Below are 19,828 nucleotides of genomic sequence, written 5' to 3'. Positions count from 1 at the left end.
CTCGGCAATCGGCGAAAATGCAGAGGTCTAGCCTAGTGAGTTCCGGCGCGGCTGGCGAGGGCTTGATGGTGTCTGGTTGGGCCCTTTCGACTTGCCCGCGATGACGCCCGGCAGGCCTGCACGCTCACCGGCGCGCCAGCAATCCCCTCATCCCCAGCCACACCGGTACGCCCAGGCCGATCCAGCTCAAGGCATCCCAGATCCCGTCCCCCAGCAGCGCCGCGAACAGCCCGGCGGCGCTGAGCAGCGCGATGACCAGCGGCGTGCTGAAGACTTTCCAGAAATTCGACCGGCGCGGCTTCATGCTGACGCCTCCGCCGCTTGCGGCACGGCCTTGGCCGCCTTGCGCCGCACCACCCACAGGTACACGCCGCTGCCGAGCACGATGATGGTCAGCACGTCGAGGGTGGCCCAGAGGATTTTCATCGGCATGCCGCCGTAGTCGCCGAAGTGCAGCGGCTGCGACATGCCCATGGCGTCCATGTACCACGGCCGCTCGGCCACGGCCGTGACCTCAAGGGTGCTGGCGTCGATCAGCACCGGCGTCAGCAGGTGCGAGGTCAGGTGGGTGCCGCCCTTCATGAACACCGCGTAGTGGTGCTCGCTGGAGAACCGCGTGCCGGGGAAAGCGATGAAGTCCGGCTGCATGTCCGGCGCGACGTCTGCGGCGATGTCGAGCAGGCGGGTCGCCGGTGCCCGGTGGGTCAGCGGCGGCGCGTCGCGGTAGGGCTCGACCAGGGCGGCGAGCGCGTCGTTGCGCCAGGCGGAGATGAGCAGGTCGGCGCAGGCGCTGATGACCCCGGTGACCCCCACCACCAGCGCCCAGGTCAGGGTGACGACGCCGATCAGGTTGTGCAGGTCGAGCCAGCGCAGGCGGGCGGACTTGTCCCGGCGCACGGTGGCGAAGTCCAGCCGGCGCATGAACGGCAGGTACAGCACCGTGCCGGAGACGATCGCCACCACGAACAGCACCCCCATGAACGCCAGCAGCAGCTTGCCCGGCAGGCCGGCGAACATGTCCACGTGCAGGCGCAGGATGAACAGCATCAGGCCGCCGTTGGCCGCCGGCGTCTCCACGGCTTCGCCGGTGCGGGCGTCGAGCATGAAGGAGTGCGACGAGTTGGGCTCGGTGCCGGCGGTCTTCGCCATGATCGCCAGCACGCCGTTGGGTTCGTCGTCTTCGAAACCGAAGTACTGCACGACTTCGTCGGGACGATGCCGCTCGGCGGCCTCCACCAGTTGCGCCAGGTTCAGGCGCGGGGTGTCGGCGGGCATTTCGCGAAATTCCGGCGCGTCGCCGAGCAGGTGCTCGATCTCGTGGTGGAACACCAGCGGCAGGCCGGTCAGGGCCAACAGCAGCAGGAACACGGTGCAGATCAGGCTGGTCCAGGTGTGCACGAACGACCAGCGACGAATTGTTTTGCTTTTCATTTCATGACCTTCAGAAACGCCAAAGCCGTCCCCGGGGGGACGGCCTGGCTGCGGGGCCGGTTCAGCTCAGTCGCTTACCACTTGTAGGTGGCGCTGGCGACGACGCTGCGCTGGTCGCCGTAGTAGCAGTAGAAGCTGTCGCAGGTGGAGATGTAGTCCTTGTCCAGCAGGTTGGTGGCGTTGATGGCCACCGACGCGCCCTTGAGGCTGTTGTCCAGGCGGCCGAGGTCGTAGTGCACGGCGGCGTCGAACACGGTGTAGGCGTCGGCCTTGCCCAGCCAGGTGTTGGCCTTGTCGCCGTAGGTGTTGCCGGTGTAGCGGGCGCCGGCGCCGATGCCGAAGCCGTCGAGCACGCCGGAGTGCCAGGTGTAGTCGGCCCACAGGGACGCCTGCTGGTTCGGCATCAGCTGCAGGCGGTTGCCCTTGTCGTCGCCTTTCTGCACTTCGGACTTGGCCAGGGTGTAGGCGGCGATCACCTTCAGGTTGTCGGTGACGTCGGAGACCGCTTCCAGCTCCAGGCCCTTGACCTTCACTTCGCCGGTCTGGCTGGTGAGCGGGATGTTGTTGACGGTGGTGGTGACCGACACGTTTTTCTGGGTCAGGTCATACACGGCTGCGGTCAGCAGGGTCTTGCTGCCGGGCGGCTGGTACTTGATGCCCATTTCCCACTGCTTGCCTTCGGTCGGCTTGAGCGACTCGGTGGAGCTGGAGTCGGCGCCGCTGGTGGGCTGGAAGGACTCGGCGTAGGAGATGTACGGCACGAAGCCGTTGTCGAATACGTAGCTCAGCGCCGCGTTGCCGCTGAAGGCCTTGTCGCGGTCGGTGCCGGTGGCGTCGCCCTTGTTGAAGAACTTGGTGCCGGTGTGCACCCAGTCCTCGCGGCCGCCGAGGGTCAGGCGCCATTGGTCGAGGGCCATCTGGTCCTGCACGTACAGGCCGGTCTGGTGGGTCTTCTGGTCGTAGTCGTAGAACGCGGTGGAGCGCGCCGGACGGGTGATCGGCAGACCGTGGATCGGGTTGTTCACGTTGATCGACGGCGCGCTGCCGAAGATCGAGGTGTAGTTGGTGTTGCTGCGCTGGTGGTCCAGGCCCAGCAGCAGGGTGTGGCGGATGTCGCCGGTGGCGAAGTCGGCCTGGAAGTTGTTGTCCACGGCGAACTGGCTGATGTCCTCGTCGACGATGGTGGTCGAGCGGCCGACGTTGCCTTCGTTGTCCACCTGGGTGAACGGGTAGGAGCCCACGGTGATGCCCTGGAACGACAGGTCCGACTTGGTGTAGCGCAGGTTCTGCTTGAACTGCCACACGTCGTTGAGGCGGTGCTCGAAGGCATAGCCCAGCGCGTAGTAGGTGCGGTCGTAGTATTCCCAGTCCGGGTCGCCCAGGTTCTTGTGGTGCGAGACCTTGCCGAACGGCATGTCGATCTTGGTGCCCTGCACCGGCAGGAACTGGCTGGTGATGCCGGTGTCGTCGCGGGTGAATTGGGTCAGCAGGGTGAACTTGGTGTCGTCGTCGATGTTCCAGGTCAGGCTCGGCGCGATGTTGTAGCGCTTGTTGTCGACGTGGTCGATCTGGGTGCCGCTGTCGCGCACCACGCCGCTGATGCCGTAGAGGAACTGGCCGGCGTCGTCGATCTTGCCGGTGCTGGCGAAGTTGATCTGGCGGTGGTTGTCGCTGCCGTACTGCAGTTGGATCTCGCTGCTGGCGATGTCGCTCGGACGGCGGCTGACCATGTCCAGCAGACCGCCCGGCGGGGTCTGGCCGTAGACGGACGAGGCCGGGCCGCGCAGCAGGGCGAGGCGGTCCAGGTTCCAGGTTTCCTGTTTCGGGTTGGCGTAGACGCCCTTGGGCAGCGGCAGGCCGTCGAGGAACTGGGTCGGCTCGAAGCCGCGCACGCGCAGCCAGTCGGCGCGGGTGTCGCTGCCGTAGCTGCTGGCGGTGATGCCGGGCATGTAGCGCACGGCGTCATCGAGGCTGTGCACGCTGCGGTCGTCCATCTGCTGGCGGGTGGCGACGGAGATCGAGCGCGGGGCTTCGACCAGCGCGGTGTCGGTCTTGGTGCCGGCGGCGGTGCGGGTGGCGGTGTAGCCTTCGACCGGGCCCCAGGCGCTTTCCGTGTTTTCCACGCCGATCACCGAGGTTTCCGGCAGGGCCATCACGCCTTCCGGCACGGCCACCAGGGTGTAGGTGCCGGTGCCGCTCTGCTCCAGTTGCAGGCCGGTGCCGCGCAGGGCCGCGCGCAGGGCGCCGGCGGCGTCGTACTGGCCGTTGACCGGGGCCGAGGTCTTGCCGGCCGCCAGCGCAGGGTTCAGCGACAGCGCGAGGCCGCCCTGGCTGGCGATCTGGTTCAGGGTGGTGGACAGCGGCGCCGCCGGCAGGTTGTAGGCGCGCACGTCAGACGCCTGTTCAGCGGCGATCAGTTGGCTGCTGGCCAGCGGGGTGCAGAGGGCGATGGCGACCGCCAGCAAACTGGGGCGCAACAAGGTGTCTAGCGAACGGGACATACGGCGGCTCCTGAATGGAAATATTTCTCAATTGCCTGTGTGCCGGACGAGATTCGAAAAGTGATAGGGCCGGGTGAAATTTTTTTCGCACTGTGTGATCAGGCCGCTTCGTTGCGGCGGATGGCCCCATCGCGAGCAAGCTCGCTCCCACAGGTTTTCGGGTGTTCTCAGGATCCGTTGCGGGTGCGGATCCGCTCGCGACAGCGACCGTCCGGACAACGCGATGCTTCAGGGCTTGGCATCGGCCTTGGCGACGGTGACCCACCACGGCGTATGGTGCTCGATCTGCACCGGCAGGGTCGGCAGCAGGGCGCTCAGGGCCTTGTCGGTGTCGTGCAGCGGGAAGCTGCCGGTGATGCGCAGGTCGGCGACTTCCGGCGCGGTGCCCAGATGCCCGCGGCGGTAGCGGCCGATCTCGCGCACCAGGTCTTCCAGCCGCGCGTTGTCCACCACCAGCATGCCGCGGGTCCAGGCATCGGCGCCGGGGGCGAGCGCCGCCACCGGATCCAGGCCGTCGCGGCGGATCAGCACCTGCTGGCCCTCGCGCAGGATCTGCTCCTGCAGATCGCTCTGCGGATGGGCGGCCACCGCCGACTGCAGCACGCTCAGGCGCGTGCCTTGCTCTTCGCGCTTGACCAGGAACCGCGTGCCCAGCGCCCGCATGCTGCCTTCGCGGGTCTCGACGATGAACGGCCGGGCATCGCCGTGGCCGGTCTCGATGAGGACTTCGCCTTCCTGCAGCACGATCAGCCGTTGCCGCTGATCGAAGCGCACATCCACCGCGCTGTGGGTGTTGAGGTTGAGCAAGGTGCCGTCCGTCAGGCGCACGGTGCGCTGCTCGCCGGTGGCGGTGCGCTGGTCGGCCAGCCAGTAGTCCAGCGGCAGGTAGCGCTCGCTGGCGAACAGGGCCAGGCCGATCACCGCGACCACACCGGCCAGGCCGCTGCCCAGCTTGCGCACCCGGCGGCGGATGCCTTCGCGCGATTGCAGCAGGGCCGTGCGCGCCGGGCCCTTGGCCACGCTGAAACGCTGGTCGAGCATGCCCAGCTGGCGCCAGGCGCGGGCGTGCTCTTCGCTGGCGGCGTGCCATTTGGCGAATTCTTCGCGCTCCAGCGGGGTGCTGGAGTCCAGGGTCAGTTGCCAGGCGATCGCCGCGTCCAGCACATGGGCCGGCACCGGCCTGGAGCTGGCGGGGTTCATGTCGGCTCACCGTACAGGGCGATGTAGCACTGGCGGATGCCCTGGGCCAGGTACTGGCGCACGCGGGGCACCGACACGCCGAGCTTCTCGGCGATCTCGGCGTGGCCGAGGCCGTCGAGGCGGTTATAGAGGAAGGCGGCGCGGGCCTTGGTCGACAGTTGGCCGAGCATCCGGTCGATGGCCTTGAGGTCTTCGAGGATCAGTTGCTGCTCTTCCACCGACGGCTGTTCGCCTTCGGGGATCAGCATCAGTTCGGTCAGGTAGGCCTGCTCCAGCGCGGCGCGGCGGAAGTAGTCGAACAGCAAACCCTTGGCGATGGCCACCAGGAAGGCCCGGGGCTCGCGGGGCACCGGCAGCTCATCGCGGCCGAGCAGGCGCACGAAGGTGTCCTGGCTCAGGTCCTCGGCCCGCTGCGGGCACGCCACGTTGCGCCGCAGCCAGGCCAGCAGCCAGCCGCGATGGTCGCGATACAACGCACCGACGAGCTCACTGTGGGGGCTTTGGGCTGACGACACGACGCATCACCGACTGGGAAGTGTTAACCAACGAGAATTGTTCGCGATTGTGTCAGAGGTGGGAATGGTTAGCAATTGGCCACTGGTCAGGTGGCCGGGTGTTCAAGAAGGGAGTGCGTTCAGAAGGCGGGCGACTGTTGCCGGCGTTTCCACTGGCTCAAGCGCTGCTGCAGGTTCAGCGGACTGTGGATCTGCTGTTGTCGGGCACGGCTGAACAGGATCAGCGCCAGTTCGGCCGTGGCGAGGGCATCGGCGCTGGCGTGATGGCGCTCGAACACTTCCAGCCTGAACCAGCCGATCCAGTCGTCCAGCCCGGCTTCGCGCAAATGCGCCTGCGGACACAGCAGCGGTGCGAGGTCCGCCACGTCGAGAAACACCGACTGCAACTTGTGGCCCAGGTGTTCCTTCACGGCCCGGCCCAGCATGTGCTGGTCGAACGGCGCATGGAAGGCCAGCACCGGGCTGTCGCCGATGAACTCCAGCAGGTCGAGCAGCGCCTCGGCCGGATCGCTGCCGGCGGCGATCGCGCTCGGCCCCAGGCCGTGGATCAGCACGCTGGGGCCGAGCTTCAGTTCGCGGCATTGCAGGGTGCGCTCGAACTGCTGGCCGAAGTCGACCGCGCCGTCCTCGATCACCACCGCGCCGATCGACAGAACGCGGTCTTTGTTCAGGTTCAGCCCGGTGGTCTCCAGGTCCAGCACCACCCAGCGCTGTTCGCGCAGGCTGCATTCATTCAGCTCGCGCGGGGGCGGCAGCTTCGCCAGCCGCCGCTGCAGAGGCTCCGGCAGGGCGGGGCCGGCCGGACGCAGCCACGAGAACAGGCTCATAGCTGATACCGCAAGGTCAGGCTGCTTTGCAGGCGCTGGGCCTGGCGCAGGGACTCGCGCAGGATGCGCCGGTCCAGGTGGTTGAGGCTGTCCGGATCGACCCGGTTGGAGTACGGCAGGTTCTCACGGGTCTGGAGTTGGTGCTGCTGAAGGCGCGTCTGCTGGATGAAGTGGTAGGCCTCCTCGTAGGCCGCGCCGTCGAGGCGGTCGATGACGTCCTTTTCCACCAGCCGGCGGAAGCGTTCGAGGGTGTTGTTGGTGTCGATGCCATGGGCCAGCGCCAGCAGGCGGGCGCCGTCGACGAACGGGGTCAGGCCCTGGACCTTCAGGTCCAGCGTGGCCTTTTCGCCGCCCTTGCGCGTCAGCACGAACTCGCGCAGGCGCCCCACGGGCGGGCGGTTGCGCAGGGCGTTCTCGGCCATCATGCGCTGGAACAGACGGTTGTCGCCGACCTGGTCGAGGATGCCGCGGCGCAATTGCTCGCAGCCTTGCTCGTCGCCCCAGACCACCCGCAGGTCGAAGTAGATGCTCGACCCCAGCAGGTTCTCCGGCGTCGCCTCGCGGATGAAGGCCGCGAAGCGTCGGGCCCATTCGGCGCGGGACAGGCACAGCTGCGGATTGCCGGCCATGATGTTGCCCTTGCACAGGCTGAAGCCGCACTGGGCCAGGCTGTGGTTGATCTGCTGGGCGATCGGCAGCAGCTTGCCGCGGATCTCGGCGGCGTGCGCCGCGTCTCGGGCCTCGAACAGGATGCCGTTGTCCTGGTCGGTGTGCAGGGTCTGTTCGCGCCGGCCCTCGCTGCCGAAGCACAGCCAACTGAACGGCACGCCGGGGTCGCCCTTGTCGGCCAGGGTCAGTTCGATCACCCGGCACACGGTGTGGTCGTTGAGCAGGGTGACGATGTGGGTGATCTGGGTGGAGGACGCGCCGTGGGCCAGCATCCGTTCCACCAGTTGGCCGATCTCGCCGCGCAGGGCCACCAGTTGCTCGACCCGCTGCGCGCTGCGGATCGTGCGCGCCAGGTGCACCAGGTCGACCCGCTGCAGGGAAAACAGATCGCGTTCGGACACCACGCCGCACAGGCGCTGCTCCTTGACCAGGCAGACGTGGGCGATGTGCCGTTCGGTCATGGCGATGGCCGCGTCGAACGCGCTGTGGTCCGGCGACAGGCAAAAGGGCGACGGGGTCATGTGGCGCTCGATGGGTTCGCTAAGGTCGCCGACGCCTTCGGCCACCACGTGGCGCAGGTCGCGCAGGGTGAAGATCCCCAGCGGCGCCTTGTGCCCGTCCACGGCGACGATGCTGCCGACCTGCTGCTCGTGCATCAGCTTCACCGCCTCGCGCAGCGGCGTGTCCGGTGCGCAGGTCACCGGGTGGCGCATCGCCAATTCGCCGAGGCGGGTGTTCAGCGAGTATTGGGTGCCCAGGGTTTCCACGGCTTTCTGCTGCACCTGCTGGTTGACCTGGTCCAGCAGGCTGCTGACGCCGCGCAGGGCGAAGTCGCGGAACGGGCCGGAGAGGGCGAACAGCTTGATGAACGCCGCTTTGTTCAGTTGCAGGCAGAAGGTGTCTTCGCCGGCCAGGTGTTCGGTGCGGGTCGCCCGTTCGCCGAGCAGCGCCGCGAGGGGAAAGCACTCGCCGGCGGCGATTTCGAAGGTGGTCTCGGTGCCGCCCCTGGCGGTGTGGGGCCGTTCGCCGACCACCCGGCCCTGTTTGACGATGTAGAAGTGTTCGACCGGCCCGTCGGCGGGTTTGATGATGCTCTCGCCCTGGCCGAAGAAGCGCAGCTGGCATTGCTCCACCAGAAAGGCCAGGTGGGCGTGTTCCATCTGATTGAAGGGCGGGAAGCGCTGAAGGAATTGCAGGGTGCCCTGGATGTTCTGCAATACGGCGGTTTTCCCTGCCTGGGTGAAGGCGTCCGCTTTACTCATGACCATGACCGCAGTTTTTTTCGAATTGTTGTTGGAGCGTTGTCGCCATGGTCGGCCCCTGCGGCCGGGGTGCCCATTGGACGTAAGTCTAGGTAGGCATTGCCGTTCGGGTAATTTCGGAAATGCCCTACGTTATCAGTCGGATTTTCTTTTTCCGGCCCCTTGGAAAACAATCCGACGAAGTGCACATTGAAGCTCTGCCCAGCGATGTCTGACCACTGTGCCAGGGGAACGACTTGTATACGTAGAGAACGCCATGTCCGATCACGATATTTTGAGCGACGCCGAACAGGAGGCGCTGCGGGACGTCATGCTTGAGCCCGAGCTGCCGCCTCAACGGGTATTGATCGTCGATGACGACAAGGACGCCCGTGAACTGTTGGCCGAGATCCTCGCCCTGGACGGCATCGGTTGCATGACGGCCTCCAGCGGCGAGGAAGCGCTGAGGATGCTGATGCCCGATACGGACAACAAGCGGCGGATCGGGCTGGTGATCACCGACCTGCGCATGGAGCATGTGGGGGGATTGGAGCTGATTCGCCGGGTGCGCGAATCGCAGCGCGCAGCCCTTCCGATCATCATCGTCTCCGGGGATGCCTCCGTGAAGGACGCCATCGCCGCCATGCACCTGAGCGTGGTGGACTTCCTGCTCAAGCCCATCGACACGGCCAACCTGCTGCAGTTGGTGAGGCGTGAATTGGGGATGGGGCCCTGACCTTGTCGTGAAGGTTTGCGAGGCCGGTATCTGCCCCCTCTTTTGATCCCGGCTCCCTGTCCGTTGCGGGAGAAACAGTCTTGATCCGCGGTGGTCCCGCTGACGCCATCGCCAGCAGGCTGGCTCCCACCTGGCCTTGCAGCGTTCGCAGGTACTGCATTCACCCAAGATCCCGTGTGGGAGCCAGCCTGCTGGCGATGGCGTCAGTCAAGGCGCCGCCGGGCAGGGGCAAGGCACCGGACCGGCACACAAAAAAAAGCCCTGACCGCAAGGCCAGGGCTTTTTCGTGTCCGGCGTCGGCGCGGGTTACAGGCCGTTGGCCTTCTTGAACTCGCGGCGGCGACGGTGCAGCACCGGCTCGGTGTAGCCGTTAGGCTGTTTGGTGCCTTCGATCACCAGTTCGACCGCCGCCTGGAAGGCGATGTTGCGGTCGAAGTCCGGCGCCAGCGGACGGTACAGCGGGTCGCCGGCGTTCTGACGGTCCACCACCGGCGCCATGCGCTTGAGGCTTTCCATCACCTGGGCCTCGGTGACGACGCCGTGGCGCAGCCAGTTGGCGATGTGCTGGCTGGAGATGCGCAGCGTCGCGCGGTCTTCCATCAGGCCGACGTCATTGATGTCCGGCACCTTCGAGCAGCCCACGCCCTGGTCGATCCAGCGCACCACGTAACCGAGGATGCCCTGGGCGTTGTTGTCCAGTTCGTGCTTGATCTGCTCCGGCGTCCAGGTCGGGTTGACCGCCAGCGGGATGGTCAGGATGTCGTCCACCGACGCGCGCTCGCGCTTGGCCAGCTCGGCCTGGCGGGCGAACACGTCGACCTTGTGGTAGTGCAGCGCGTGCAGCGCGGCGGCGGTCGGCGACGGCACCCAGGCGGTGTTGGCGCCGGCCAGCGGGTGGGCGATCTTCTGTTCGAGCATCGCCGCCATCAGGTCGGGCATTGCCCACATGCCTTTGCCGATCTGCGCACGGCCTTGCAGGCCGGCGCGCAGGCCGATGTCGACGTTCCAGTTCTCGTAGGCGCCGATCCATTTCTCGGCCTTCATGTCGGCCTTGCGCACCACGGGGCCGGCCTCCATGGAGGTGTGGATCTCGTCGCCGGTGCGGTCGAGGAAGCCGGTGTTGATGAACACCACGCGCTCGCTGGCCGCCTGGATGCAGGCCTTGAGGTTGACCGTGGTGCGGCGCTCCTCGTCCATGATCCCGACCTTCAGGGTGTTGCGCGCAAGGCCCAGCACGTCTTCGATGCGGCCGAACAGTTCGTTGGTGAACGCCGCTTCTTCAGGGCCGTGCATCTTCGGCTTGACGATGTAGATCGATCCGGTGCGGGTGTTCTTGCGCGACGTGTTGCCGTTGAGGTTGTGCATCGCCGCCAGGCAAGTCACCAGACCGTCGAGGATGCCTTCCGGCACTTCGTTGCCGTGCTGGTCGAGGATCGCGTCGATGGTCATCAGGTGGCCGACGTTGCGCACGAACAGCAGCGAGCGGCCGTGCAGGGTCAGTTCGCTGCCGTCCGCCTTCGTGTAGGTGCGGTCGGGGTTCATGGTGCGGGTGAAGGTCTGGCCGCCCTTGGCCACCTCTTCGGCCAGGTCGCCCTTCATCAGGCCGAGCCAGTTGCGGTAGATCACCACTTTGTCGTCGGCGTCGACGGCGGCCACGGAGTCTTCGCAGTCCATGATGGTGGTCAGCGCCGCTTCCATCAGGATGTCTTTGACGCCGGCGGCGTCGGTCTGGCCGACCGGGGTGCTGGCGTCGACCTGGATCTCGAAGTGCAGGCCGTTGTTCTTCAGCAGGATGGCGAACGGGGCCTGGGTGTCGCCCTGGAAGCCGATCAGCTGCGCCGGGTTGCGCAGGCCGGTCTCGCTGCCGTTCTTGAGCGAGACAGCCAGCTTGCCGTCGACGATCCTGTAGCCGGTGGAGTCGACGTGGGAGCCGGACGCCAGCGGCGCCGCTTCGTCGAGGAAGGCGCGGGCGAAGGCGATGACCTTGTCGCCGCGCACCTTGTTGTAGCCCTTGCCCTTTTCCGCGCCGCCGGCTTCGCTGATGGCGTCGGTGCCGTACAGGGCGTCATACAGCGAACCCCAGCGGGCGTTCGAAGCGTTGAGGGCGAAGCGGGCGTTCATCACCGGCACGACCAGTTGCGGGCCGGCGGTACGGGCGATCTCGTCGTCGACGTTTTGCGTCGTTGCCTGGAAGTCGGCCGCTTCGGGCAGCAGGTAACCGATCTCTTGCAGGAAGGCTTTGTAGGCCGCGGCGTCGTGAGGCTGGCCGGCACGGGATTGGTGCCAGCCGTCGATACGGGCCTGGAAATCATCGCGTTTGGCGAGTAGGGCTTTGTTCTTCGGCGCCAGGTCGTGGATGACCTTGTCGGCGCCTTCCCAGAACTTTTCGGCGGTGAGGCCGGAACCGGGAATGGCTTCGTTGTTCACGAAGTCGAACAGGACTTTGGCGACCTGAAGGCCACCGACTTGAACGTGTTCAGTCATTGCTTGCCTCACTCTGCTCAGCTATTTCGCTTTTCAGCTCTTCAAATTGACAATGAAGCCTCTGGCCATTTAAACCACAAACCCCTCTACCAGTACATGCCTTCGCGGGCGGCTGGGTTGGCATCCAATCAACGGCTTGGGGCCTTGCTGACGGGGCTTTCGGGGCTGCGGACGTGCCTTGGGCAGACATCGGTCCAACATTATGTAGTGCGCGCTGCGGCATACTACATGATGACTTGCGGTTGTGAAAATCAGACTAATTACGTCGTTCTGCGACCCCATGACGCATTGCGGTCACGGCGCGGAACGGGATGTTCTCAAAAAAGTGCTGGATTGTTCCAGTTAAATATAAAAAGTTGTACACGATTTGTTCTGTGGCCGGGGGTCGTCGGCGCCCTTGCCCGTGATCGGGCCCGCGCCCGCTCCTGCGCACACATAGACCGGCCACCTCCTGCGGCGCCCATGCAGGCGCCATCGCCAGCAGGCTGGCTCCCACAGGTCTGTCGGCGTCGGCGGCCCCGCCGCACAGTCGGCCCGCTTGCCTATACTTGCCTTTCCATAACAAAAATCATGACTGAGGGCTGCGCCATGGATCACCTCGTACTCACCGTCTTCGCGCCGGACAAGCCGGGCCAGGTCGAGCGCATCGCCCAATGCATCGCCGAGCACGGCGGCAACTGGCTGGAGAGCCGCATGTCGCGGATGGCCGGGCAGTTCGCCGGGATCCTGCGGGTGGGCGTGCCGGCGGAGGCTTACGAAGCTTTAGTCGATTCCCTACAGGCACTGTCGGCTCAAGGTATCCGCGTGCAGATCGCCGAGAGCGGCATCGAGCAGGCCTGCACCTGGAAACCGATCGCCATGGAACTGGTGGGCAACGACCGCCCGGGCATCGTGCGGGACATCACCCGCCTGCTGAGCGAACAGGGCGTGAACCTGGAGCGGCTGGTGACCGAAGTGCGTCCGGCGCCGATGAGCAGCGAGCCGCTGTTCCACGCCGAGGCGATCCTGGCCGTGCCGCTGACCCTGTCGCTGGATGTGCTGCAATCGCGCCTGGAGACCCTGGCCGACGACCTGATGGTGGAACTGGTGCTGCGCACCGATCCATAGCGCCGGACAGGTTATCCCGTGAAAAACTGAACCTGGCTGTGGATAACCTGTAGAGACCGCCCGCCAGGCCACGTCTTCCGTGGCTTGGCGAAGATTGATCAAAAAATCACCGCCAATCAGCGACTTGCGCACAATCGGCGGGGATCACGCTGTGGATAACCTTGGGAAGGAACGGTGCAGGCCACGAGAACCGTGGCCTGCGAAGGGGTGTTCGTTTTTTGATCAGCTGCGCCGGCGCAGGCTCAGCCAGGCGTCGACGCTGTAAACCGCCAGACCCGCCCAGATGAACATGAACGCCACCAGCGTGCTCGACGACAGGTGCTCGCCGAACAGCAGCACCGCCTGCAGCAGCACCAGGGTCGGCGCCAGGTACTGGAGAAAGCCCAGGGTGGTGTAGGGCAGGTGCCGCGCGGCGGCGTTGAAGCAGACCAGCGGCACCAGCGTCACGGGGCCGGCCGCCACCAGCCACCAGGCCTGGGACGTGCTCCAGAACTCGGCCTGGGCGCTGGTCGCGGTCGGGTTGAGCAGCAGCCAGGCGAGCGCGATCGGCACCAGCATCCAGGTCTCCACCACCAGCCCCGGCAAGGCCTTGACCGGCGCCTGCTTGCGGATCAGTCCGTAGAAGCCGAAGGACAACGCCAGCGCCAGGGACACCCACGGCAGGCTGCCGACCTGCCACACCTGCTGCGCCACCCCGATGGCCGCCAGCGCCACCGCCAGCCACTGCATGCGCCGCAGGCGTTCGCCGAGGATCAGCATGCCCAGCAGCACGTTCACCAAGGGGTTGATGTAGTAGCCCAGGCTGGCTTCGAGCATGCGGCCGTTGTTCACCGACCACACGTAGGTCAGCCAGTTGGCCGCGATCAGGGTGCCGCTCAGCGCAAGGATGGCCAGGCGCTTGGGGTTCTCGCGCAGCTCGCGCCACCAGCCCGGGTGTTTCCACACCAGCAGCAGGAGCGCGCCGAACAGCGCCGACCAGAGCACCCGGTGGATGATGATCTCGACGGCCGGCACGGCGGCGATGGCCTTGAAGTAGAGCGGGAACAGGCCCCAGATGATGTAGGCGCTCAGTCCCAGGATGTACCCGCGGCGCGGGTTGGCGGCTTGCATGCAGAGTCCTTGCTTAGGCAGCTAACAAAGGGGGGATTGTAAGGAGTTTCGCCCGGGAATGTCGCAGTCGATCGCTCAGGGATTCGCGGGCAAAGAACTGTGGGAGCAGGCTCGCTCCCACAGGGGGCACTTGCAGGCTGAAGGCGCGGGATCAGAACAGTTTCAGCGGCTCTTCGTTCAGCGCCGCCGTTTGCTCGCGCAAGGCCAGCACCTGATCGCCCCAGTACCGCTCGCTGCCGAACCACGGGAAGCTGCGGGGGAACGCCGGGTCGTCCCAGCGCCGGGCCAGCCAGGCGCTGTAGTGCATCAGGCGCAGGGCCCGCAGCGGTTCGATCAGCGCCAGCTCGCGCGGGTCGAAGTCGTGGAATTCGTTGTAGCCGTCCATCAGTTCGGCCAGTTGCCCCAGGCGATCGTGACGGTCGCCGGCCAGCATCATCCAGATGTCCTGCACTGCCGGCCCCATGCGGCAGTCGTCGAGGTCGACGATGTGGAAGACGTCGTCGCGGCACAGCAGGTTGCCGGGGTGGCAGTCGCCGTGCAGGCGGATGTTGCGGTGCGGGGTGGCGGCGTAGAGGTCTTCGACGCGCTTGAGCAGGTCGCGGGCGACGGACTCGTACGCCGGCAGCAGGCTCTTGGGGATGAAGTCGCCTTGCAGCAGCGTGTCCAGCGAGTCATGGCCGAAGTTGTTCACGCCCAAGGCCTCGCGGTGCTCGAACGGCCGGGTCGAGCCCACGGCGTGCAGGCGTCCGAGCAGTTGGCCGAGGCGGTACAGCTGATCGAGGTTGCCCGGCTCCGGCGCCCGGCCGCCGCGACGCGGAAACAGGGTGAAGCGGAAGCCCTGGTGCGCATGCAGGGTTTCGTCGTTGTGGATCAACGGCGCCACCACCGGGATCTCGCATTCGGTCAGTTCGAGGGTGAAGCGGTGCTCTTCCAGGATCGCCGCATCGCTCCAGCGCTGCGGGCGGTAGAACTTGGCGATCAGCGGCTCGCTGCCTTCGATGCCGACCTGGTACACGCGGTTTTCGTAGCTGTTGAGCGCCAGGATGCGCGCGTCGCTGAGGAAGCCGATGCTTTCGACGGCATCGAGCACGAGGTCTGGGGTGAGGGTTTCAAACGGGTGGGCCATGCTGACTCCTGCGCGCGGCAGGCGGCCGCGTCCGGCCCGGCATGGTAACGCAGGAGGGCGGTGGGTGTCTGTGCCGGCGCCATCGTCGGATCGCCGCCCGGAGCAGGCTGGCGCCCCCATTTCCTGTGGGAGCCAGCCTGCTGGCGATGAGGGCCGGTCAGGCGCCGACGATCCCGCCGTCTTCCCGGGTGATCGCCATCACCGACGAGCGCGGCTTGCCGTTGGGCAGGTGCTCGGGGAAGGTCGAGCCGCCGTTCTCGCCCGGATGCTGAATCCCCACGAACAGGGTCTTCTGGTCCGGCGAGAAGCTGATCCCGGTCACTTCGCAGCCGATCGGGCCGACCATGAACCGGCGGATTTCACCGGTGGCGGGGTCGGCGCAAAGCATCTGGTTGTTGCCCATCCCGGCGAAGTCGCCGGCGTTGCTCGTGTCGCCGTCGGTGAGGATCCACAGGCGTCCGGCCTTGTCGAAGCCCAGCCCGTCGGGGCTGTTGAACATGTTCTGCGGGGTGATGTTGGACGACCCGCCCTTTGGCGTGCCGGCGTGCACACCCGGGTTGCCGGCGACCACGAACAGGTCCCAGGCAAAGGTCTTGGACGCGTGGTCGTCGCGGTCGGTGCGCCAGCGCAGGATCTGCCCGTAGACGTTCTTCGCCCGCGGGTTCGGCCCGCCCACCGGTTGGCCGTCTTCGCCGCGCTTGGCGTTGTTGGTCAGGGTGCAGTAGACCTGGCCGTCCTTGGGGCTGACTACGATCCACTCCGGGCGGTCCATGCGCGTGGCGCCGACCACGGTGGCGGCCATCCGCGCATGGATCAGGACTTCGGCCTGATCGGCGAAGCCGCTGCTGGCGTCGATGCCGTTCTTGCCGTGGGTCAGTTCGATCCACTGGCCCTGGCCTTTGGGGTGGTCGGGGTTGCCGTCGCCGGCGTCGAACTTCGCCACGTACAGGGTGCCGTGGTCGAGCAGGTCGCGGTTGGCTTTCGGGTTGCGGTGGTTGATGCGGTCGCGGCTGACGAACTTGTAGATGAATTCGCCGCGTTCGTCGTCGCCCATGTACACCACGGCGCGGCCGTCGTCGGTTTCGGCCAGGGCGGCGTTCTCATGCTTGAAGCGGCCCAGGGCGGTGCGCTTGACCGGGGTCGACTGCGGATCGAACGGGTCGATCTCCACCACCCAGCCATGACGGTTGAGTTCGTTGGGGTTCTTGGCCATGTCGAAGCGCGGGTCGTGCGGGTGCCAGTTGATCTCGCGGCTGGCGGCGGACACGCCGTAGCGCTTCTGCGCCGGATCGAACTGTTGCTGGGCGTTGCTGCTGCCGAAGCAGTCGGTGAAGTTCTCTTCGCAGGTCAGGTAGGTGCCCCACGGGGTCTTGCCGTTGGCGCAGTTCTGGAAGGTGCCGAGGACTTTCTTGCCGTGCTTGTCGGCGCTGGTCTTCATCAGCTCGTGGCCGGCGGCCGGGCCGCTGATGCGCAGCGGCGAGTTGCCGTGGATCCGCCGGTTGTAGCGCGAGCCCTGGACGAACTGCCACTGGCCGTTCCTGCGCTGCACTTCGATCACCGACACGCCTTCGCAGGCCAGGGCCTTGCGCACGTCTTCGGCCGACTGCGGCGTACCGCCGTGGGGGTAGAGGTAGCGGTAGTTGGTGTATTCGTTGTTGATCGCCATCAGCGCACGGTTCTTGTCGCCGGGGAACTCGAACAGGCTCATGCCGTCGTTGTTGTCGCCGAACTGCACTTCCTGCGCGGCGGCGGTGCCGTTGCCGCTCGGGTCGAAGGCCGGGCCGTTCTTGTGCAGGGGCTGGCCCCAGCTGATCAGCACCGACGACTTGTAGCCCTTGGGCAGGCTGATGGTGTCGGCGGTGGCGGCGGGAATGCTGTCGAAGCCCAGCAGACGGCCGTTGCCGGCGCTGACGCCGGCGGCCAGGACGCTGCGGCTCAGCAGGTTGCCGCCGAGGAACATCGCCGCGCCGCACAGCGCGCCGGCGCTGATGAAGCCGCGGCGGCTGAGGCCGACCATTTTTTCGAGGTCGGTGGATTGGTTTTCTTCTAATAGGCTCACATCAGGCTCCCTGCATGGTTTTGGCAGCCACCTTAATGCGGGTCGATGACGCTTTCGTTGCAGGCGCCTGTCAGAGCGGCGTGCCGATCAGCACGTTGGAGGGCGAGAACTGCACGCGCACCGGCCGGCCTTGGCCCAGGCCGCGGGTGCGCAGTTCCAGCGGCTCGGCCAGGGCGCAGAGGGTCTGGCCGTTGGGCAGGGCGATGCGCACCTCGCTGGGGCCGTCCTCGGCGTCGAGGATCGCTTCGAGGGTGCCGTCCAGAAGATTGTGACCGGGTGTTGCCGCCTGTTCATCGCCCAGCAGTTCGAGCCAGCCCGCCTTGATCAGCGCCACCACGCCGGTGCCCGGCTCAAGCTCCAGGTGCACGGTGCTGTCGTGGGTGATCTGGGCCGCGATGTTCAGGCCTTCGGCCAGTTGCAGGCGGATCAGGTCGTTGCGGCCCTGGCCTTCGATGGCCACGACCTTGCCGTGCAACTGGTTGCGGGCGCTGGTGCGCAGCATCAGCCGGCCGAGCAGGTCCAGGTCGCTGGCGTCCTCGGCGGCCTCCAGCACCTGGGCCTGCAAGGCCTGCAGCTTCTGGTACAGGCGAAGCACCCGTTCGCCCTCTTCGGACAGCTTCGCTCCGCCGCCGCCCTTGCCGCCCACGGCCCTTTCCACCAGCGGCTTCTGCGCCAGGTTGTTCAGTTCGTCGATGGCGTCCCACGCGGCCTTGTAGCTCAGGCCGGCGCTCTTGGCGGCGCGGGTGATCGAGCCCTGTTCGGCGATGTGCTGCAGCAGGGCGATGCGCTGCGGGCGACGGGCGATGTGCTGGGACAACAGGGTGGGCAGGGACATGGCGGTGGCTTTGGGCTCGGGCGGTGGGGTGTGAAGTTGGCGGCTTGCGCGGCGAGAGTCAAGCCACGCGCAGCGCCTGCAGGGGATCGGGCTTCGGCGTGCGGGCCAGGCAGTAGACGTCCACGCGTGCGGCACCGGCGTCGCGCAGCAGGCGGGCGAGGGCATGGGCGGTGGCGCCGGTGGTCAGCACATCATCGACCAGCGCCAGATGCCGGCCCTCGACCGCCGCTCCCGGTGCCAGGGCAAACGCATTGCGCAGATTGCGTCTGCGCGCTTTCGCGTTCAGCTCCTGCTGGGCGTCGGTGTCGAGGATTCGCCGCAGCGTACCTTCCTCGCAAGGCAGCTCAAGTCGTTTGCCGAGCCAGCGGGCCAGCATCTGCGCCTGGTTGAACCCTCTTCGGCGCAAGCGCCTGTCCGCCAGGGGCACAGGCAGCAGGGCCTCCGGGCGCGGCAAGCCTTCGTCGAAGCGATAGTGGAGGAATTGTCCGAGAACGTCGGCGAGCAGGTGGCCAAACGGCCATTTGGCGTTGTGCTTGAAACGGGTGATCAGGCTGTCCACCGGAAAGCCGTAGCCCCAGGGAACCGCGACCTGTTCGAACGCCGGCGGATCCTTCAGGCAACCGCCGCAGGTCAGGCCTGCCGCGGGCAAGGGCAGGGCGCAGGTGCGGCATTGGTCGCCCAGCCACGGCAGCTCGGTTTCACAGGCGGTACAGAGAGGGATGTCGGCCTCGGCCGGCTCATCGCAGAGCAAACAGGTTTGTTTGTTTTTTAACCAGATGTAAACCTGATTTTTGTCATGTGGTTGACAGTGCATCGCTCTTCCTTAAATATGCCGAACATCCGTGTCGCGCCTGTGGGTATTCCATTGCCTGCGGCGCCAGCCAAGCATAACCAAGGAAACGCCCATGAGCGCGAGCACCACTGCCACCCTGCGTCACGACTGGTCTTTGGCCGAAGTCAAAGCGCTGTTCGTCCAGCCGTTCAACGATCTGCTGTTCCAGGCGCAGACCGTGCACCGCGCGCACTTCGACGCCAACCGCGTCCAGGTGTCGACCCTGCTGTCGATCAAGACCGGCGCCTGCCCGGAAGACTGCAAGTACTGCCCGCAGTCCGGCCACTACAACACCGGGCTGGAAAAAGAGAAGCTGATGGAAGTGCAGAAGGTGCTGGAAGAGGCCGCCCGGGCCAAGGCCATCGGCTCGACCCGTTTCTGCATGGGCGCGGCGTGGAAGCACCCGTCGGCCAAGGACATGCCTTACGTGCTGAAGATGGTCGAAGGCGTGAAGGCCCTGGGCCTGGAAACCTGCATGACCCTGGGCCGCCTCGACCAGGAGCAGACCCAGGCGCTGGCCAAGGCCGGCCTCGACTACTACAACCACAACCTCGACACCTCGCCCGAGTTCTACGGCAGCATCATCACCACCCGCACCTACAGCGAGCGCCTGCAGACCCTGGCCTACGTGCGCGATGCGGGCATGAAGATCTGTTCCGGCGGCATCCTCGGCATGGGCGAGTCCCTCGATGACCGCGCCAACCTGCTGATCCAGCTCGCCAATCTGCCGGAGCACCCGGAGTCGGTGCCGATCAACATGCTGGTGAAGGTCGCCGGCACGCCTTTGGAGAACGCCGAAGACGTCGATCCGTTCGACTTCATCCGCATGCTGGCCGTGGCCCGGATCCTGATGCCCAAGTCCCATGTGCGCCTGTCCGCCGGCCGCGAGGCGATGAACGAGCAGATGCAGGCCCTGGCGTTCTTCGCCGGCGCCAACTCGATTTTCTACGGCGAGAAACTGCTGACCACCGCCAACCCGCAGGCCGACAAGGACATGCGCCTGTTCGCGCGCCTGGGCATCCAGCCTGAGGCCCGCGAAGAGCATTCCGATGAGGTGCATCAGGCCGCCATCGAGCAGGCCCTGGTGGAGCAGAAGAACAGCGAGCAGTTCTACAACGCCGCCGTCTGAAGTTCGCGCGCATTCCCCTGGCGGAA

16 protein-coding genes are annotated in these 19,828 nt (G+C 66.3%); 3 read left to right on the top strand and 13 right to left on the bottom strand.

The window, feature by feature from the left end:
• Positions 1 to 124 precede the first annotated feature (124 nt).
• The 7 genes from ACIP0B_RS03935 to ACIP0B_RS03905 form a co-directional block, all read right to left on the bottom strand.
• Entirely contained in the window at positions 125 to 304 is a 180-nt protein-coding gene (locus ACIP0B_RS03935) for a hypothetical protein (protein ID WP_400829947.1), read from the bottom strand.
• Positions 301 to 1,431: a PepSY-associated TM helix domain-containing protein gene (locus tag ACIP0B_RS03930; protein ID WP_400829946.1), complete on the bottom strand. Its 1,131-nt coding sequence runs from the start codon at positions 1,429 to 1,431 to the stop codon at positions 301 to 303. The genes ACIP0B_RS03935 and ACIP0B_RS03930 overlap by 4 nt, the downstream gene beginning before the upstream one ends.
• A 74-nt stretch (positions 1,432 to 1,505) precedes the next feature.
• Entirely contained in the window at positions 1,506 to 3,932 is a 2,427-nt protein-coding gene (locus ACIP0B_RS03925) for a TonB-dependent siderophore receptor (protein WP_400829944.1), read from the bottom strand.
• A 228-nt stretch (positions 3,933 to 4,160) separates the two neighbouring features.
• Positions 4,161 to 5,132, bottom strand: coding sequence for a FecR domain-containing protein (locus ACIP0B_RS03920; protein WP_400829943.1), 972 nt, complete (start codon positions 5,130 to 5,132; stop codon positions 4,161 to 4,163).
• Positions 5,129 to 5,647, bottom strand: a complete 519-nt coding sequence (locus tag ACIP0B_RS03915; RefSeq protein WP_400829942.1) for an RNA polymerase sigma factor — start codon at positions 5,645 to 5,647, stop codon at positions 5,129 to 5,131. The genes ACIP0B_RS03920 and ACIP0B_RS03915 overlap by 4 nt, the downstream gene beginning before the upstream one ends.
• Before the next feature lie 119 nt (positions 5,648 to 5,766).
• Positions 5,767 to 6,474 carry a PolC-type DNA polymerase III gene (locus ACIP0B_RS03910; RefSeq protein WP_400829940.1) on the bottom strand — a complete coding sequence of 236 codons (708 nt, stop codon included), beginning with the start codon at positions 6,472 to 6,474 and terminating at the stop codon, positions 5,767 to 5,769.
• Positions 6,471 to 8,405, bottom strand: coding sequence for a putative nucleotidyltransferase substrate binding domain-containing protein (locus tag ACIP0B_RS03905; protein WP_400829939.1), 1,935 nt, complete (start codon positions 8,403 to 8,405; stop codon positions 6,471 to 6,473). The genes ACIP0B_RS03910 and ACIP0B_RS03905 overlap by 4 nt, the downstream gene beginning before the upstream one ends.
• A 256-nt stretch (positions 8,406 to 8,661) precedes the next feature.
• Here ACIP0B_RS03905 and ACIP0B_RS03900 point away from each other — a divergent pair, with 256 nt between their 5' ends.
• Positions 8,662 to 9,120, top strand: coding sequence for a response regulator (locus ACIP0B_RS03900; protein WP_400829937.1), 459 nt, complete (start codon positions 8,662 to 8,664; stop codon positions 9,118 to 9,120).
• 306 nt (positions 9,121 to 9,426) lie between these two features.
• On the opposite strand, the gene ACIP0B_RS03895 is transcribed toward ACIP0B_RS03900, so the two are convergent.
• Positions 9,427 to 11,604, bottom strand: coding sequence for a malate synthase G (locus ACIP0B_RS03895; RefSeq protein ID WP_400829936.1), 2,178 nt, complete (start codon positions 11,602 to 11,604; stop codon positions 9,427 to 9,429).
• A 588-nt stretch (positions 11,605 to 12,192) separates the two neighbouring features.
• On the opposite strand from ACIP0B_RS03895, the gene ACIP0B_RS03890 reads away from it, so the two are divergent.
• Positions 12,193 to 12,711 carry a glycine cleavage system protein R gene (locus tag ACIP0B_RS03890; protein WP_085693851.1) on the top strand — a complete coding sequence of 173 codons (519 nt, stop codon included), beginning with the start codon at positions 12,193 to 12,195 and terminating at the stop codon, positions 12,709 to 12,711.
• 222 nt (positions 12,712 to 12,933) lie between these two features.
• On the opposite strand, the gene rarD is transcribed toward ACIP0B_RS03890, so the two are convergent.
• From rarD to ACIP0B_RS03865, 5 genes are all read right to left on the bottom strand, one after another.
• Positions 12,934 to 13,821: an EamA family transporter RarD gene (gene rarD / locus ACIP0B_RS03885; protein WP_400829934.1), complete on the bottom strand. Its 888-nt coding sequence runs from the start codon at positions 13,819 to 13,821 to the stop codon at positions 12,934 to 12,936.
• Positions 13,822 to 13,972: 151 nt separating this feature from the next.
• The gene (locus ACIP0B_RS03880; RefSeq protein ID WP_400829933.1) at positions 13,973 to 14,947 is read right to left on the bottom strand and encodes a serine/threonine protein kinase; all 975 of its coding nucleotides are present in this window, start codon (positions 14,945 to 14,947) and stop codon (positions 13,973 to 13,975) included.
• Positions 14,948 to 15,104: 157 nt separating this feature from the next.
• Positions 15,105 to 17,006: a PhoX family protein gene (locus tag ACIP0B_RS03875; RefSeq protein WP_400829931.1), complete on the bottom strand. Its 1,902-nt coding sequence runs from the start codon at positions 17,004 to 17,006 to the stop codon at positions 15,105 to 15,107.
• 70 nt (positions 17,007 to 17,076) lie between these two features.
• Positions 17,077 to 17,841 carry a TOBE domain-containing protein gene (locus tag ACIP0B_RS03870; RefSeq protein WP_400829929.1) on the bottom strand — a complete coding sequence of 255 codons (765 nt, stop codon included), beginning with the start codon at positions 17,839 to 17,841 and terminating at the stop codon, positions 17,077 to 17,079.
• A 58-nt stretch (positions 17,842 to 17,899) separates the two neighbouring features.
• The gene (locus tag ACIP0B_RS03865) at positions 17,900 to 18,655 is read right to left on the bottom strand and encodes a ComF family protein (protein ID WP_400829927.1); all 756 of its coding nucleotides are present in this window, start codon (positions 18,653 to 18,655) and stop codon (positions 17,900 to 17,902) included.
• Positions 18,656 to 18,746: 91 nt separating this feature from the next.
• Between ACIP0B_RS03865 and bioB the strand changes: the two genes are divergently transcribed.
• A complete protein-coding gene (gene bioB, locus ACIP0B_RS03860; RefSeq protein ID WP_400829925.1) occupies positions 18,747 to 19,802 on the top strand; it encodes a biotin synthase BioB in 1,056 nt (351 codons plus the stop codon).
• Positions 19,803 to 19,828: the final 26 nt, after the last annotated feature.

This window comes from Pseudomonas sp. NPDC089534, from assembly GCF_044749305.1.
Classification (GTDB): Bacteria; Pseudomonadota; Gammaproteobacteria; order Pseudomonadales; family Pseudomonadaceae; genus Aquipseudomonas; species Aquipseudomonas ekonensis.
The sequence above is the reverse complement of the archived record's forward strand: the minus strand, read 5'-3'. Positions and strand labels throughout refer to the sequence as shown.

Excerpts from the sequence above, each read along its gene's own strand:
- ACIP0B_RS03935 (WP_400829947.1), bottom strand. The coding sequence starts at position 304 with ATGAAGCCGCGCCGGTCGAATTTCTGGAAAGTCTTCAGCACGCCGCTG.
- ACIP0B_RS03930 (WP_400829946.1), bottom strand. The coding sequence starts at position 1,431 with ATGAAAAGCAAAACAATTCGTCGCTGGTCGTTCGTGCACACCTGGACC.
- ACIP0B_RS03925 (WP_400829944.1), bottom strand. The coding sequence starts at position 3,932 with ATGTCCCGTTCGCTAGACACCTTGTTGCGCCCCAGTTTGCTGGCGGTC.
- ACIP0B_RS03920 (WP_400829943.1), bottom strand. The coding sequence starts at position 5,132 with ATGAACCCCGCCAGCTCCAGGCCGGTGCCGGCCCATGTGCTGGACGCG.
- ACIP0B_RS03910 (WP_400829940.1), bottom strand. The coding sequence starts at position 6,474 with ATGAGCCTGTTCTCGTGGCTGCGTCCGGCCGGCCCCGCCCTGCCGGAG.
- ACIP0B_RS03905 (WP_400829939.1), bottom strand. The coding sequence starts at position 8,405 with ATGAGTAAAGCGGACGCCTTCACCCAGGCAGGGAAAACCGCCGTATTG.
- ACIP0B_RS03900 (WP_400829937.1), top strand. The coding sequence starts at position 8,662 with ATGTCCGATCACGATATTTTGAGCGACGCCGAACAGGAGGCGCTGCGG.
- ACIP0B_RS03895 (WP_400829936.1), bottom strand. The coding sequence starts at position 11,604 with ATGACTGAACACGTTCAAGTCGGTGGCCTTCAGGTCGCCAAAGTCCTG.
- ACIP0B_RS03890 (WP_085693851.1), top strand. The coding sequence starts at position 12,193 with ATGGATCACCTCGTACTCACCGTCTTCGCGCCGGACAAGCCGGGCCAG.
- rarD (WP_400829934.1), bottom strand. The coding sequence starts at position 13,821 with ATGCAAGCCGCCAACCCGCGCCGCGGGTACATCCTGGGACTGAGCGCC.
- ACIP0B_RS03880 (WP_400829933.1), bottom strand. The coding sequence starts at position 14,947 with ATGGCCCACCCGTTTGAAACCCTCACCCCAGACCTCGTGCTCGATGCC.
- ACIP0B_RS03870 (WP_400829929.1), bottom strand. The coding sequence starts at position 17,841 with ATGTCCCTGCCCACCCTGTTGTCCCAGCACATCGCCCGTCGCCCGCAG.
- ACIP0B_RS03865 (WP_400829927.1), bottom strand. The coding sequence starts at position 18,655 with ATGCACTGTCAACCACATGACAAAAATCAGGTTTACATCTGGTTAAAA.
- bioB (WP_400829925.1), top strand. The coding sequence starts at position 18,747 with ATGAGCGCGAGCACCACTGCCACCCTGCGTCACGACTGGTCTTTGGCC.